At 61.5% G+C, this 14,596-nt stretch carries 18 protein-coding genes; 9 read left to right on the plus strand and 9 right to left on the minus strand.

All coding sequences use genetic code 11. The annotated features are described in order from the left end of the window. Window positions 1–20 precede the first annotated feature (20 nt). From V3C85_RS00555 to V3C85_RS00575, 5 genes are all read left to right on the plus strand, one after another. Window positions 21–737 carry a hypothetical protein gene (locus V3C85_RS00555; protein ID WP_331793081.1) on the plus strand — a complete coding sequence of 239 codons (717 nt, stop codon included), beginning with the start codon at window positions 21–23 and terminating at the stop codon, window positions 735–737. Continuing rightward, a complete protein-coding gene (gene mrdA / locus V3C85_RS00560) occupies window positions 724–2,679 on the plus strand; it encodes a penicillin-binding protein 2 (RefSeq protein WP_331793083.1) in 1,956 nt (651 codons plus the stop codon). Before V3C85_RS00555 ends, mrdA begins: the two co-directional genes overlap by 14 nt. After that, a complete protein-coding gene (locus V3C85_RS00565; RefSeq protein WP_301456750.1) occupies window positions 2,676–3,152 on the plus strand; it encodes a c-type cytochrome in 477 nt (158 codons plus the stop codon). Before mrdA ends, V3C85_RS00565 begins: the two co-directional genes overlap by 4 nt. A gap of 111 nt (window positions 3,153–3,263) precedes the next feature. After that, window positions 3,264–3,986, plus strand: coding sequence for a DsbA family protein (locus V3C85_RS00570; RefSeq protein ID WP_331793086.1), 723 nt, complete (start codon window positions 3,264–3,266; stop codon window positions 3,984–3,986). A 92-nt stretch (window positions 3,987–4,078) separates the two neighbouring features. Continuing rightward, a complete protein-coding gene (locus V3C85_RS00575) occupies window positions 4,079–4,630 on the plus strand; it encodes a hypothetical protein (RefSeq protein ID WP_331793087.1) in 552 nt (183 codons plus the stop codon). Window positions 4,631–4,669: 39 nt separating this feature from the next. Here V3C85_RS00575 and V3C85_RS00580 read toward each other — a convergent pair whose 3' ends face one another. Next, a complete protein-coding gene (locus V3C85_RS00580; protein WP_331793088.1) occupies window positions 4,670–5,137 on the minus strand; it encodes a DUF411 domain-containing protein in 468 nt (155 codons plus the stop codon). A gap of 94 nt (window positions 5,138–5,231) precedes the next feature. Further along, the gene (locus V3C85_RS00585; protein WP_331793090.1) at window positions 5,232–5,843 is read right to left on the minus strand and encodes a hypothetical protein; all 612 of its coding nucleotides are present in this window, start codon (window positions 5,841–5,843) and stop codon (window positions 5,232–5,234) included. Between the two features lie 182 nt (window positions 5,844–6,025). Between V3C85_RS00585 and V3C85_RS00590 the strand changes: the two genes are divergently transcribed. From V3C85_RS00590 to V3C85_RS00600, 3 genes are all read left to right on the plus strand, one after another. Then, window positions 6,026–6,382, plus strand: coding sequence for a hypothetical protein (locus V3C85_RS00590; RefSeq protein WP_331793091.1), 357 nt, complete (start codon window positions 6,026–6,028; stop codon window positions 6,380–6,382). Window positions 6,383–6,444: 62 nt separating this feature from the next. Next, window positions 6,445–7,935, plus strand: a complete 1,491-nt coding sequence (locus V3C85_RS00595; RefSeq protein WP_331793092.1) for a multicopper oxidase family protein — start codon at window positions 6,445–6,447, stop codon at window positions 7,933–7,935. A gap of 58 nt (window positions 7,936–7,993) precedes the next feature. After that, complete coding sequence (locus V3C85_RS00600) at window positions 7,994–8,515, plus strand: TlpA family protein disulfide reductase (RefSeq protein WP_331793093.1); 522 nt, start codon at window positions 7,994–7,996, stop codon at window positions 8,513–8,515. A gap of 60 nt (window positions 8,516–8,575) precedes the next feature. Here V3C85_RS00600 and V3C85_RS00605 read toward each other — a convergent pair whose 3' ends face one another. From V3C85_RS00605 to lnt, 7 genes are all read right to left on the minus strand, one after another. Continuing rightward, window positions 8,576–9,046 carry a DUF411 domain-containing protein gene (locus V3C85_RS00605; RefSeq protein WP_331793094.1) on the minus strand — a complete coding sequence of 157 codons (471 nt, stop codon included), beginning with the start codon at window positions 9,044–9,046 and terminating at the stop codon, window positions 8,576–8,578. Continuing rightward, entirely contained in the window at window positions 9,043–10,206 is a 1,164-nt protein-coding gene (locus tag V3C85_RS00610) for a M23 family metallopeptidase (protein WP_331793095.1), read from the minus strand. The genes V3C85_RS00605 and V3C85_RS00610 overlap by 4 nt, the downstream gene beginning before the upstream one ends. A gap of 16 nt (window positions 10,207–10,222) precedes the next feature. Continuing rightward, a complete protein-coding gene (locus V3C85_RS00615; protein ID WP_331793096.1) occupies window positions 10,223–10,825 on the minus strand; it encodes an SCO family protein in 603 nt (200 codons plus the stop codon). Beyond that, window positions 10,804–11,277: a copper chaperone PCu(A)C gene (locus V3C85_RS00620; RefSeq protein ID WP_331793097.1), complete on the minus strand. Its 474-nt coding sequence runs from the start codon at window positions 11,275–11,277 to the stop codon at window positions 10,804–10,806. Before V3C85_RS00620 ends, V3C85_RS00615 begins: the two co-directional genes overlap by 22 nt. Before the next feature lie 3 nt (window positions 11,278–11,280). Then, entirely contained in the window at window positions 11,281–11,874 is a 594-nt protein-coding gene (locus tag V3C85_RS00625) for an SCO family protein (protein WP_331793098.1), read from the minus strand. Window positions 11,875–11,978: 104 nt separating this feature from the next. After that, a complete protein-coding gene (locus V3C85_RS00630; RefSeq protein WP_331793099.1) occupies window positions 11,979–12,152 on the minus strand; it encodes a hypothetical protein in 174 nt (57 codons plus the stop codon). Window positions 12,153–12,339: 187 nt separating this feature from the next. Further along, on the minus strand, window positions 12,340–13,710 hold the full coding sequence (gene lnt / locus V3C85_RS00635) for an apolipoprotein N-acyltransferase (RefSeq protein WP_331793100.1): 1,371 nt from the start codon (window positions 13,708–13,710) through the stop codon (window positions 12,340–12,342). Window positions 13,711–13,977: 267 nt separating this feature from the next. On the opposite strand from lnt, the gene V3C85_RS00640 reads away from it, so the two are divergent. Further along, complete coding sequence (locus tag V3C85_RS00640; RefSeq protein WP_108437555.1) at window positions 13,978–14,571, plus strand: L,D-transpeptidase; 594 nt, start codon at window positions 13,978–13,980, stop codon at window positions 14,569–14,571. The last annotated feature ends 25 nt before the right edge of the window (window positions 14,572–14,596 follow it).

The following is a 14,596-nucleotide window of genomic DNA, read 5'->3' on the forward strand; positions in this document are numbered from 1 at the left end:
CAGGCACGGTCCATGACCCCATGTTCCGACGGCTGAGCCGGAATGTACTTTTGCGGCACGGGCTGATGGCCCTCCTCTCTGCTGCCTTCGTTCTGATCTTTGCGGCTATCCATGGCGAGTGGAGTCCGATGCACCGCTGGAACCGGGCACTTGCCGACGCCTCGCTGGTGCTGGTTGCGCTTTCGATGGGTCTGGGTCCTCTGGCCCGGCTCCTCAGACCCGCAGTGTTGGTGCTGCCCTACCGCCGCGAGTCGGGCATCTACGGCTGCCTTCTGGCGCTTGCGCATGCTGCAATCATCCTTGTTGGCTGGGTCGAATGGGACCTGATGCGGCTCTTCGGCTTCGAATGGCATCCCGAACTCCTCAGCTATGTGATGTTTCAGCATGGCTTTGGTCTGGCCAATGCGATCGGGATCGCCGCCTTGCTCCTCGCGGTCCTCTTGGCCACAACCTCAAGCGATGTCGCGATGCGCCGCCTGGGCGTTTCCGGCTGGAAGTTCCTGCAGATGGGTGTCCTGCCGCTCTGGTGGCTGTCTGTAGCGCATGTCGCCTACTTTCTGTTCATGCACTTCCTCAGCTTTCACCGGGCGACGCCCGAGCCGAACCCCCTGCAGTATTGGTTCGTCGGGCTGGTGGTCTTGGTCCTGGGACTGCGACTTGCCGCTTACCTGAAAACCATCGGCGGCAGACGCATGCCGGAGTCTCAGGACGAGGGGGCCAAGCATGCGCCGATCTGAACGAGATCTCGCTCGGGCCGCACGGGTAACGACACGTCGGTCGCTGTTGCTTGGCGGTGTGATGACCTCGGTGGTCGGCGTGCTTGGTTTCCGGATGTGGCAACTGGGTGTACGCGATGCTGAGGAGTATTACCTCCTGGCCGAGGAAAACCGAATCAATTTGCGGCTGGTGCGCCCCGACCGGGGCCGCATCTTCGACCGCGCGGGCAAGATCGTCGCGGACAACGAACACACCTACCGGATCACGCTCGTGAAGGAGGAGGCCAGGGACGTCGATGACGTCCTTGCGAAACTGCAGCGGCTTCTTGGTCTGACGGGTGAGGACATCGACCGGATTCGGGAGCAACTTGACCGCGTTCGGGGCTTTGTCCCGGTGACCGTGAAGGACAGGGTCACTTGGGAAGAGTTGTCAATCATCGCCTTGAACACCCCGGCTCTTCCGGGTGTCCACCCAGAGATGGTCCTGTCTCGGGTCTACCCCTTCGGGCCGGACTTTGCCCATCAGGTCGGCTATGTGGGACCCGTCAGCGACAGCGATCTCACAGCCAAGGACGGGGAACCAGATCCGCTTTTGCGCTCGCCGGACTACCAGATCGGCAAGACCGCGATCGAGCGGATTCACGAGCGCGCGCTGCGCGGTGAGCCGGGAGCCCAGCGGGTGGAGGTCAACGCCGGCGGCAGGACCATGCGCGAGCTGGCACTTGATCCGCCGACCCCCGGCTCGGACATGCAGATCACACTGGATCATCATTTGCAGAACTTCATGCGTGTGCGCCTCGAAGGACAAAGCGCGGCGGCTATCGTAATGGATGTCACGAACGGTGATCTCCTTGGCTGCACGTCTGCCCCGGCATTTGACCCGAACCTCTTCGTGCGGGGGATCTCGAGCAAGGACTACAGCGGACTGCGCGACAGCGAGTTTCGCCCGCTTGCCGACAAGACCGTTCAAGGGGCCTATCCGCCGGGGTCCACGATCAAGATGGCGAATGCGCTCGCGGCTCTGGAAAGCGGGGTCATGGATCCAGCAGAAACCGTGACCTGCAACGGGTACGTGGAAATCTCTGGTCGCAGGTTCCATTGCTGGAAAAGCGGCGGCCATGGGCGGGTCGACATGGTCGGTGCGTTACGGCAGTCCTGCGACGTCTACTTCTACGAAGTTGCGCAACGGATCGGGATCGATGGCATCTTTGCGATGAATGACCGTCTCGGACTGGGCCAGAAATACGACCTTCCGCTGTCGGGAATGGTTCACGGCAACAATCCCTCGCGCGCTTGGAAGCAAGAGCGGTACGGTCAGGATTGGTTGATTGGCGACACGATCAACGCGTCCATTGGCCAGGGCTTCACGTTGACCTCGCCAATTCAGCTTGCCACGATGACCGCGCGCTTGGCCTCAGGAACGGCAGTCCTCCCGCGTCTCGTGCGCCCGCTCGGTGGGGCCGGTCCGGGTGAGCCTGTTCCTGCTTCACTTGGTCTGTCGGCGGAGGCGCTTGGGATCGTGCGCCAGGGGATGTTCGAGGTTTCGAACCATGAGCGTGGGACGGCCTATGCGTCGAGGATCGCGGATGTGAACAAAGCCATGGCTGGGAAGACGGGCTCGAGCCAGGTGTTTTCGATCACGGCGGCCGAGCGCGCTGCAGGTGTCCGGTCGCAGGACGAACTCCCATGGAACAGGCGGGACCATGCGCTGTTCGTGGCCTTCGCCCCCTTTGATGCGCCTCGATATGCCGTGACAGTGGTTGTGGAACATGGCGGCGGAGGGTCAACGGCTGCGGCCCCGATCGCGCGTGACATCATGCTTTTTGCCCAACACGGCGGCCTGCCGCCCGAAGATGCCTATCCCACTGCGCAGCGGGCCCGAATTCGGGAGGACCTGGCTCAACTGTCCGAACGAATTCTCCCGCCGGATGGGGTGACACCCATCACCGTGAGCCGGACATGAAGGCCACCAAGCCAAGAAATGGCAAGTTCCGAGGCGCTGCGATTGTTGCGCGCGCGGCAATCTTTCTGCTGTTTGCACCGCAAGCAAACGCGTTCTTCCACAATAGCCCCGATCTCGAACAAGGTCGCGCCATCTATGAGGCGGAATGCGCGTCGTGCCACGGCGCCGATCTGGAAGGACATCCCGACTGGCGGTCGGCGAATGAGGACGGGACCTATCCCGCCCCGCCGCATGACGCGAGCGGCCACACTTGGCATCACGGCGACATCATGCTGCGCGACTACATCAAACGCGGCGGGCAGGCGGTCCTTGACGAAATGGGCGTTGCCTTCACCTCCGGCATGCCGGCTTTCGGCGACCGTCTGACAGACAAGGATATCGAAGCTGTTCTGGATTACATCAAATCGACTTGGCCCGACGGCATCCGCGCCACGCAAGCAGAGCGCAGCGCCACCGAGGCCCTCGCCCCGTGATGCCTGGCCGAACGATAGGCTATCGGTCCAAGTTTGAACTTGCCCCTCGTGTTACTTGAGTAAGCATCAACCCTCAAAGAATTTACGAAATGAAAGGTCCGCCCGATGCGAATGAAATCCCTGCTGCTTGCCAGTGTCTTCAGTTTCCAAGTTGCTTTACCGTCCTTCGCGCAGGAGGTTTCGGATGAACGCATCAAGGCTCTCGTGGCCCAGGCCCTGCGCGAAAACCCCGAACTGATCCTCGAGGCGATTCAAGCCCTCGAAGAAAGGCAGGCGGAAGCACAGGCAGCCGCCGCAACCGCAGCATTGGCCAATGAGCGCGACACATTGGAACGTGACCCCAACGCACCGGTCCTGGGCAATCCGGAGGGCGACATCACGGTGGTCGAGTTCTTTGACTACAACTGCCCCTACTGCAAGCGCGCCATGCCGGAAGTCGACGCGCTTCTGGCCGAAGACGGCAACATCCGGTTGGTTATGCGCGAGTGGCCAATCCTCAGCGACGGATCAGCCTTCGCCGCCCGCGCTGCGCTCGCATCCCGGAAGCAGGGCAAGTATTCCGAGCTGCACAATGCCCTGATGGGCATGCGTGGCAAGGTAGAGGCCGACACGGTGCTGCGTGTCGCCGGCGAAATCGGCCTGGACTTGGACAGACTCAAGGCAGACATGCAGGCGCCAGAGATCGACGAGCACATTGCAACCTCGATGCGTCTGGCCGAGGCGCTCGGTTTCAACGGGACGCCATCCTTTGTCGTAGGCGATCAGCTGGTCCCGGGCTTTGTTGAAAAGGCGCAGCTTTCCGAAATCGTGGCTTCTGTTCGGGCATCAGAATGAGTGGTTCGAAACGATTCGCTTCAGAATGCTCCCGTTGCACCGTCTTCCCTGCTCACAGGACGATCCCGGGCGTCCCGGCCCTAGCGGCGGTAATGTGGATCGCTCTGTCTGGAATTGCGGCACCGCATTCGTTCACCGCAGCAATTCTCGTCGTCGGAGAGAATGTTGAGCAAGATCTTGCCGAGGCTGTCCGAGGATTCGTGCTGGCTGCCGACGAGCGGGACGGGCACCCAAACGAAACCTCCGACGGGCATCTGGGCGGCGTTGACGTGCATGTTCTTCCGCTTCCGGCCGAAGCCACCAGACTGGTCCAGGAGTTGACTGGCTCACCAGACGAACCGGCTGATGTCGTCATCGTCCTTGGACCGAAGCCTGCCGCCGACGACGAGGCGAGCAAGTACAGCCGTTCGAGCACCGTTCTGGTGCAAGCACTCATTGCGGAGGGCTGGAATGGTGATGACCGCATGGATGGTTTCATCGCGCGCTTCCGGCTCGCTCACGGCAAAGAACCTGGTCCTTTGGCCGCCTCAGGCTACCACGCGGCGCGCAGGTTGGATGTCGCGATCAGACCGCTTGACGGGGCGGAGCCGCGGGATGAGCTTCTGAAAGCCTGGCAAGCATCAGAGTTCGGCTTGCCAAGATGATCCTGTGGTGTCTGGCGCGGCGCGCACCGAGAGAGGATCTCAGGCCGCCGGATAGCTCGCGAAGACCGTACTGCTTCCGTCCTGACCGACCAGGACCACGTCATAAGCCTGACGCTCTATCTCTGGTCCCATTCCCGGTGAGCCGAATGGCATGCCCGGAACGGAAAGTCCCACTGCCAAGGGGCGTTCGGCCATCAGCCTGCGGATATCCGGTGCTGGAACGTGCCCTTCGATGGTGTAGTCGCCGATGGTCGCCGTGTGGCAGGACGACAGGTTCTCCGGGATGCCGCGCTCCCGCTTGTAGGTCGCGAGGTCTTCGACACTGCGCTCTTCAAAGCTAACGTTGAAGCCGTTTTCGCGCAGGTGACCGATCCACGCGTTGCAACAGGGGCAGCCTGGATCCTTCACAACATGGATCCGCTCGTCCCCTTCGGCCAGCAAAGGCATAGCGCTCATGGCAAGGATGGCCGGTCCGGCAAAGAGAAGGGTGCGGCGCGCAAGGATCATCAAAAACCTCGTTCTGTGTATCAGTTCTAACTACTGCCAAAGGCCCGGCATGGCGAGCACAGTATGGCTCCCAATAGGCCTGATCACCAAGAAACTACTGAAGACGCGCGTCCCCGGCCTGCACCAGAAGGACGCCGTGATTCTCATCTGCGTCATCGTCCGTAACCCGACGGGTCTGAACGCCCGGCAGATCGGCGAAACCTTCCATCATCCGTTTCGGAAACCAGGTCATTGGCAGGATTTCGAAGCCGGGAACGCCGTCCAATACGCGCGATATTGCAATCGTGCAGTTAGCCTTGGGCACCGCGCCGTATGCTTTGGCACGCGCCATGATCAGGTCCGCAACTTCTGGCGAAACCATGATGGTCTGCTCGACAACGTCATAAGTTTCGCGGGCATGGTAGTCGATGTAGAAGTCGACCATCTTCGGCGAGATCCCGAAATGGACGTCGTTGCGCTCTGGAAGCTTCGGATGTCGCCACGTTCCCGCCGGGTCAAAGAGAACACGCTCTGAGCCATTGATCAAGAGCCCGGCATGCGCACCGGCACCGCTGCGGGTCGAAAGGACAGTATAGAGCGTGACCGAGGTCGGGCCGACATGCTCATAGCGCGCTTTAGCCACGGCTTCATCTGGCGCCCAGATCGGTTCGGCACCGCAAGCGGACAGCAACAGGGTTGCGAAAAGGGCGAAGAACAATCGTTTCATGGCGTGTCCCGTCAGGTCATTAAAGTTTTCGCGACCTTCGTTCGGCTGCCAGTAAACTCTGCGCTATCAAGTCAAGACCAGGGAAAACGCGGCAATTCTGCTGCAGTCGACGCTATGGCCATGTGGTCCAGACACCAAACTGTCAGATGACGGGACCAGACCACGCTGATACAAGCGAGAGCATGACCCGTTCGTCGTTTCCTATGCGCGCATTGATCCTCGCCGCCTATCTTCTGGCTGCGATCCTGCCGATGCTTGCCTTCGCCGATGGCCGGCAACAGTCTCAGGCCGACCATGAGCAAATGATGGCGATGGCTGGCCATGTCGCGCATATGTCATCCGCAGGCAGCCCGATTGACGATGCACAACGTCTGCTTTGCCAGCAACATTGTCTTTTTGCATCCGCGGCTCTTCCCGCACTAAGCCCGGGCGTCGTCGCCATCGCGCGTTCGGTTGAAATCAAGCTGAACAATGACCTAGTTGCCGCATCGCTGGCGTTCCCGCCGCCCGGCCGACCTCCGAAACGCATGCTGATCTGACCCCATGGTTCCGCTTTGCCGGGGCCTTCAGTCTTTTCACGTTGCGATACAGGAGAATTCGCATGACTTCGCTTTCCCGCCGCGGCTTTCTGGCCGCTACTGCGGCCACGACCGCATCCCTGATCCTGCCCGCCCGCGTCCGCGCCCAGTCCGCCCGGATGTCGCTGACGGCGACGACCCGGACGATCGACGTCCGGGGCAAGGCGGCAACCGTCTGGGGGTTAATGGACGGCAATGGCCGGTCCGGCCTAGTGCTCGACCCTGGTCAGGCTTTCGCGGTTGACCTGACCAACACGCTGGCCGAGCCGACCATAATTCACTGGCACGGCCAGATCCCGCCGAACGTGCAAGATGGCGTCCCGGACCTGCCTATGCTTAAGCTGCAACCCGGCGAAAGACGCGCCTATGACTTTGCAGCCCGCGCGGGCACCCATTGGATGCATGCCCATGTCCCTGAGCACGAGATGCTGCTGCTGGCAGCCCCTCTGGTCGTGCGGAGACCTGAGGACGTAGCGGCTGATCGGCAGGACGTGACGCTGTTCCTGCATGACTTTTCGTTCAGGCCACCTGCCGAGGTTCTGGCCGAGATCACCGGCGGCGCGTCAATGGCCGGAATGGATCACAGCCAGATGGAGCAGGGCAGCACAGGTATGGGCGGCATGGACCATTCCGGGATGGACATGGGTGCAACGAACCAAGGGGACATGATGGCGATGCCGGGCATGGACGGCATGGAGATGGACCTGAACGACTACAACTTTGACGCCTACCTTGCCAATGACCGGACGCTGGACGACCCCGAAGTCGTGCAGGTGGACAAGGGTGGCACGGTCCTTGTTCGGGTGATCAACGCGGCCGCCGCGACGGTGTTCTGGATCGACACCGGCGCGCTACCCGGGCGGCTGGTCGCCGTGGACGGCGAGCTGGTGCAGCCCCTGCCCGGCAGCCGCTTCGGTCTGGCGATGGGCCAGCGGCTGGACATCGAGCTGGATGTGCCGGCCGAGGGCGGGGCCTTCCCGGTCCTCGCCCTGCGCGAGGGTGCGAAAGAGCGGACGGGCCTGATTCTCGCCACGCCGGGGGCCACGGTGACGAAGGTCGCCGACATGTCCGACGCCGATCATCCTGCCTTCAGCGCTGATCTGACGCAGGAAGCGGCGCTTCGCGCCGTCACCCCGCTGCCGGAACGCGCGGCATCGTCGCAGACAATGCTGATGCTGGGCGGTTCCATGATGCCCTATGTCTGGACCATCAACGGGCAGACCTGGGGCAGACATTCGCCTGTTACCGCGAAATCCGGCGAGCGTGTCGAGATCATGTTCCACAACATGTCGATGATGGGCCATCCCATGCATTTGCATGGCCACGCGTTCCAGGTGGTCGGCGTGGGCCAGAACCGGATCGCGGGCGCGGTGCGCGATACCGTGCATGTGCCGCCGATGGGCATGGTGACGATCGCGGTGGATGCGGGCGAAGCGGCGCGCTGGATGCTGCATTGCCACCACATGCCGCATCTCTCGACAGGCATGATGACCGAGTTCGCGGTTTCGGTCTGACGACGATCCGGACCCGCAGATTGCCTGCGGGTCCGGGCTTCCGCGAAGGGAGAAGCCAATGTCTGTTCAGATGGGTCGTCGACCTCTCCTTGCCGGTCTTGCAGCGAGCTTCATTGCTGGGCCCGCCGAGGCGCGACCGCCTTTCCGGCTGCGTAAGGACCCGCAGCCTCTGCTTTCCCCGCCTATCCTGGATGAAGAAGGAACCACCAGGGTTCTAGGGGACTTTGCCGGGCGTGTGATCCTTCTGAACATCTGGGCGACCTGGTGCCCGCCCTGCCGGGAAGAGATGCCAGCACTCGACCGTTTGGAAGGGCTGCTGGGAGGCCCGGATTTTGTCGTGCTACCCCTTTGCATCGACGACGGGGGGATCGAAAGGGGCCGACGTTTCTATGACGAGATTGGACTTGTAAACCTGCCGCTTTACTGGGCGGAACCGCTGCGGGTTCAACTGGCACTCGCCTTTATCGGACTGCCGACGACGCTTCTGATCGACCGCGAGACGCGTGAAATCGGGCGGCTTCAGGGCCCTTTCGACTGGGGAAGCGCCGAGGCTGTCCGTCAGATATCGGGTCTGCTTTGATCGGTCGCCATTCCCTTGGTTAAATCCCTGCCTAGCCCGTTGGGTTCGGAAATGGACAGATCAGGCGGCCTGATAGCTGGTGAAGATCTCGAGACTTCCATCGCGGCGAACCAGCAGGACGTCATAGGCGTCTCGACTGTCCTCTGATCCCATGCCGGGAGAGCCGTAGGGCATGCCGGGTACTGCGAGGCCGACTGCGTCGGGACGCTCGTCGAGCAGCCTGCGGATATCTGCAGCCGGGACATGGCCTTCGAGCGCATAGCCGTCAACGGTGCCCGTGTGGCAGGAAAACGCCTTTGCCGGAATGCCCTGATCCATCTTGAAGCGGATCAGCAACGTTCCCATCGACACCTCATCCGTTACTGTAAACCCCTGTTCGCGCAAGTAATCCACCCATGCCTCGCAGCACTCGCAACCGCGCCCTTTGACGACATGGATCGGTGGTTCTTCCTCTGCCTTGGCGGCAGGGGCTAGGGCGAAGGCTGCCGATGCAAGCATGAGTTCACGGCGACCGATAGAATACCTTTTCATCCACGTTCCCCGTCAGTGGTTGGCATGAAGCCGGTTTCGCTGCGCCAGGTGGCGAGTGCATCAAGGTCAGCAGCGGTAGCAATCTCTTGCTCCGGCAGGGCGTCCTGGTCTTTCGGGTCGACCGGTCGGCCATCGACACGAACTTCGTAGTGGAGGTTCGGGCCGCTCACGAGTCCTGTCGCGCCGACCGCGCCAATCTCGTCTCCCGCCTTGACCCGTGACCCCACGCGAACGTCTTCGGCGATCTCTGAAAGATGCGCATATCGCGTCACGACCCCACCGCCGTGATCGATGTCGATCGTGGTGCCATAGCCGCGGATCGAGCCCGTAAAGATCACCCTACCGGCGCCGGTCGCCGAGACTTCGGTGCCCACGGGTGCCGCGTAATCAATTCCGGTATGCATGCGCACCCCACCCAACACGGGATGGTTCCGGCGGCCGAAGACAGACGATAAGCGTGCACCGAGGATGGGTGCCGCGGAACGTTGAACGGCTTCGCCATCTTCAAAGACGATGACCGGGCCGGCGGCTTCGGTCGCAACGAGTTCGAGGACGCGATCTTTAAGCTCCAGCCGCGCGTACCTCAGGCGCGGCTCGCCCGCGATGCTGCCATCGGGAAGCTGGTCTTCCTGCCAGACCAGCGCGAAGGTCTCTCCGCCCTTCAGGTCGCGCCTGAAATCGACCTGGCCCGCAAGAAGTGCGGTTAGGTCAACCGCAAAGCGTTCTGGCGCATTTCGGGCCGTCAAGGCGTCGTAAAGGGTTCCGTCGAGGGTCAAGGTCTCCCGCCGGTCCGTCTCACGAACCGGTGGGTCGATGCGCTGTGCGGCTACTGGCCCATCGAAGCGAAGAGCAATCTCCACACCATCTTCCACGAAGAGTGACAGGCGTGTCAGCGATGCTGAATCCCTGGACGCTGCCGTCCATTCGATCCGGTGACCGGGTCGCAGATCGGTCAAGTCGTAAACACCTGACAGCGCGAGGGCAGCTTCTGCCCGGATCGTCGCGGGGATTCCTGCGTGACCAAGGACGCTGTCCAATGTGTCACCGGGTTCGATTGTGGCTTCGAATGCCATCGGCAAATGCGCCGTCGGAGGATCTGCCACTGCCTGGAGCGGAGCGAGAGATGCGACAGCAAGGATCAAAAACGCGGCGCGGATCATCTGGCAGAATGACCTTTCAACTGAGGGTTCGGCGGATTTTGGGAACGGCGAAGCGCCGGTCTTCATGGAAGTCGATGATGCTGGCAAAGCGCCCATCGGGGTGGAACAGGAACACACCGGCGGTGTGGTCCATCGTATAGTCGCCGCCATCCTTGTCGACACGGCGATAGGTTACCCGGAAATCTGCGGCGGCCTGCGCGACCTCGTCGGCCGGACCCGTCAACCCGATGATGCGCGGATCGAAATTGCTGACGTAATCCGCAAGGACGTCGGGCGTGTCTCGTTTCTGATCGACGGAAATCAGCGCCACGATCAAGCGGTCCGCGTCGGCTCCCAGTTCTTCGAGCCAGAGCGATATGGCGCTTAACGTTGTCGGGCAGACGTCCGGGCACCAGGTGAAGCCGAAGAACACCATGACCGGGCGACCGGCCCAGTCTTTCGGTCGGACTGAGCGGCCTTGGTGGTCGGTCAATGCCCAGGACATCTCGCCGATTGGCAAGGGCAGGACCTCGCTGAGAGCTGGCCCGTTGCGCGTGCGATAGGCCCCGACGCCCAGCATGAAGGCGACGGCTCCGATGGCCCCTCCAGCGCCGAGGATTATTGCCCTGCGTCGGCGCAATCCGGGCCCTCCGCGCGTAACGAAAGGACATCGACATTCACCGTGACCTCTCCGGCCTTTTCAAAGGTAAGGGTGACCGGAAAGCTGTCGCCTTCCTTCAGGGCTGTCGTCAGCCCCATCAGCATGCCGTGATACCCGCCAGGCGAAAGCTGCACGCTCTGGCCGGCCGGCACAGGGATGGACGTCGCATGCGGCATTGATGCGATGCCGTCTTGAACGACAGTCTCGTGCAGCATCGGCATACCAGCTGCAGGCGTTGCGATGCCAACCAGCGCGTCGTCGGTCGATCCGGTGTTCGTGATCTCCACATAGAAGACGCCGGGACGCCCCGCGCCGATGGTCGCCTTGGACCAGGCGTGCTCAACGGTCAGATCGCCGATCGTTGCGGTTTCGCAGGCCATCGCGGCAGGTGCAGAGAGGATCAGAGCTGCGGCAAGAAGGAAGTGTTTCATGGGTCAAAGTCTCGATTGAAGGTCGGAGAGGATTTCGGCCGCAGGTGTGCCGTAGGTGAATTGACGCAGCCACGCGCCATCCGGGCCGATCAGATAGAGGCCGGGGCTGTGCGCCATCGTGTAGCCGTCCGGCGAAGAGGTGTCGTCCTCACGCTCGTAGAAAATCTTGAAGCTTGCGGCCGCAACTTGTGTTTCGGCCTCGCTGCCGGCCAGACCGATGATCGCTGGGTGGAACGCCTTGGTGTAGTCAGACAGCCCAAGCCGTCTATCCCGTTCGGGATCGATCGAGATGAAGATCGGCTGCACCGATCCCGCGTCAGATCCGAGGTCATCCATGACCTGTGCAACTTCGGAGAGTGTTGTGGGGCAGACATCCGGGCAGCTTGTGAAGCCGAAGAACACCAACAGGAATTTTCCGCGGAATTCGTCCGTCGTACGTATACGACCTTCGCCGTCTGCAAGTGCGAAGGTGGGCGTGAAAGCAGATGCTGCAGCTGCGCTGTCCTCCGTTGCAGGCCACAACCGCACCGCCGCAAAAGCGACGACCGCCGCAGTCGCGGCGACCCAAAGGATGATCTGAAGAGAACGAAGACGCATGAACAGTCCAGGCGATGAGAACAGCGTGCGGTCTAGAACCTCGAGCAACTAGAGGTTCAACCGACAAAAAGGTGAGGAGTGCAGCACCGGCGAGGTTTCGCCGATCAGGCCGCCCCAAGAAACCGGGCAAGGGCAATGCCAAGGAGGGTGTCAAACAGCCCGAAAGCGATGGCGAAGCCTACGCCATATTGCAGGCGGTCCAGCGTCTTGCCGCCGCGTTTTCGGGCGAGATAGTAGCCCCACAGGAATCCGACGATCCTGAAAACTGGTCCGATCATTTCTGGCTTCCTTTCAAGACCGTTTTTCCCGCCAAACCCAGAAGACGAAAACTCCCCAAGAGCCAAGGATAAGGAGAAGCGCGGACCAGTCGCCAAGACGGGCGTAGAGGGTCGGTGGCAGGGATCTCGGTAAGCGCATGTCGATTACGCCAGAAGTCTCGATGTCCAGCATCGCCAGTGTCTCGCCTTAGGCATCGACCACCGCCGAGATTCCCGTATTTGCGGCCCGCACGAGTGGAAGCCCCTCTTCGATGGCCCGCATCCGGGCTGAAGCCAGATGTTGCTTTGGACCAATCGAGCTGCCGAACCAGGCGTCGTTGGTTGCATTGAATATCCAGTCCGGTCGGATGGCATCATCGACCACATGCCCGGGAAAGATGATCTCGTAGCAGATAGCGATGCCCGCATAGGGATGTGGGCCGAATGCAAGGGTGCGGGGACCCGGACCGGGGAGGAAATCACCTAAAGATTCGACCAATCGCTGGAACGGCAGGACTCTCCGCCACGGCACGTATTCACCAAAGGGCACAAGGTGATGCTTGGCGTAGCGCGTCAGGACGGAGCCATCCGGCGCGATGGCGAGCACAGAGTTTCGGTACACTGTTTCGTTAGAGGTAACCTCCCGCTCAGGACTGCCCGCCAACAATACGGCGGTCTTCGGCAAGAGCCACCCAAGCATGATACGGGCCCCAGTGTCTTCGGCGAGAAACCCCGGCCATGCGGTTTCGGGCCAAAGCAGGATATCGTAGTCGCCCGGGCGCGCAGAAAGAGCCAGAAGCCGAAGGATGTTGGCTTTCCGGGATCCTTCATCCCACTTGGCGCTTTGCGCGATGTTCGGTTGCACGACGCGGATTTGAGTGCCGCGCTCCGACGGGGGATCGGACAAGGTCAGGCGCGCAAAACCGAAACCAGCGACGGTGACCGCAATTGCGGTGGCGCTGGCGAAACGGATGACTTGCAACCTGCGAGCGGGCGCGCGGAAAGCCAGCCCGACCAGTGCTGTACAAAGCACCAAGAGGAACCCCAGCCCATAGCTGCCGACCAGGGAGGCCATCTGCGCGAGAGGCAACCAATCGGCCAGCGTGTAGGCAGCAAGGTTCCAAGGAAACCCCGTCAGAACATGCCCCCGCAGCCATTCAAGGCCGGTCCAGCCTGTCGCAAGCGAAAGCGAGAGCGGCAATCCGGCGCGCGCCATGCGGGCGGCAAGGGCACAGGCAAAAGCCGGAAACACTGCCAGCAGAGCTGCAAGGCCGAACACGGCTGGCAAAGCCAACCATCCGAACCGATCTGCCTCGACCTGAAAACTTTCGGTGATCCAGAAAAGCCCGGGCACGAACTGGCCTAAGCCAAACAGATATCCGATTCGAAACGCGACAGGCCACGGCGTGCCATGCAACATAATTGCCAGCACAGCGAAGGCGATCAGCGCAAAGGGCAGGATCGAATATGGCGGCAAGGCGAGGACAAGTGCGGCACCAGCGGCCAGGGCCACGCCCAAACCGGGCAGACCTTGAAGCAGCTTTCCGCCGGAAAAGGGATGAGCGTCTGAAGTGATCAATCCTGCGAAAGCCCCCGTCTTGAGTGGCGAGGGCTAATTGCTCTAGCTACTTGAGATGCAAGGCATGCGTTGCCGGATCACGGCAATGTCAGAGTGTCGAGACCTGTTGGTCGACTTCCATGGGCCCATCAGAAACCTCGCAAGAAGAACGGCGCAGTGATTGTAGCGCTTTCGGCCCAAACCGTGCTCTGTTGACGGCTCTTTGATTTGTCCCGGAGGCAAGAGGACGATACTGCCCATTCCGAAACGTAGGTGAAGGAGTGATCCATGGCCGAGGAACGGATCGGGCGACGGGCTTTGATGGGCGGAGCAGTCGGGATGGCGGGTCTTGCGGCCCTACCAGCCTTGGCGCAGGACGGCACGACCGAGTTTCAGGCTCCTGTATCCGGCAGCGTACGGAACAACGTGTCCAGCTTCCGGATGCCTCAGTGGCGGGACTATTTTGAGAATACTAAGGGTGGTGCAATTCTGGCGGACACAAAATCACGCGCACTGCATTACTGGTCAGAGGATCAGTCGATCTACCGGCTCTATCCCTCGTCCGTCCCCCTGTCCGAGGAACTGACGCGGCTCGGGCGGACCGAGATTGTCCGCAAGGCTGTGAACCCGCCGTGGCGTCCGACGGCATCCATGCTCGAGCGCAACCCGGACTGGCCGAAGATGGTCGAAGGCGGATCCAAGGACAACCCGCTTGGTGTCCGCGGATTGTATCTGTCCTGGCCTGCCTATTTGATCCACGGCACCCATGATACCCGGAAGATCGGTCGCAGATCATCGAACGGGTGCATCGGCCTCTACAACGAGCATGTCATTGAACTTTACGAGCTTGCACAAGTCGGCACTCAGGTGCTGCTGATCTGACGATCAAGGGGCAAGCTGTCGGACC

The sequence above is a fragment of the Pseudotabrizicola sp. L79 genome (genome assembly GCF_036553525.1).
Classification (GTDB): domain Bacteria; phylum Pseudomonadota; class Alphaproteobacteria; order Rhodobacterales; family Rhodobacteraceae; genus Pseudotabrizicola.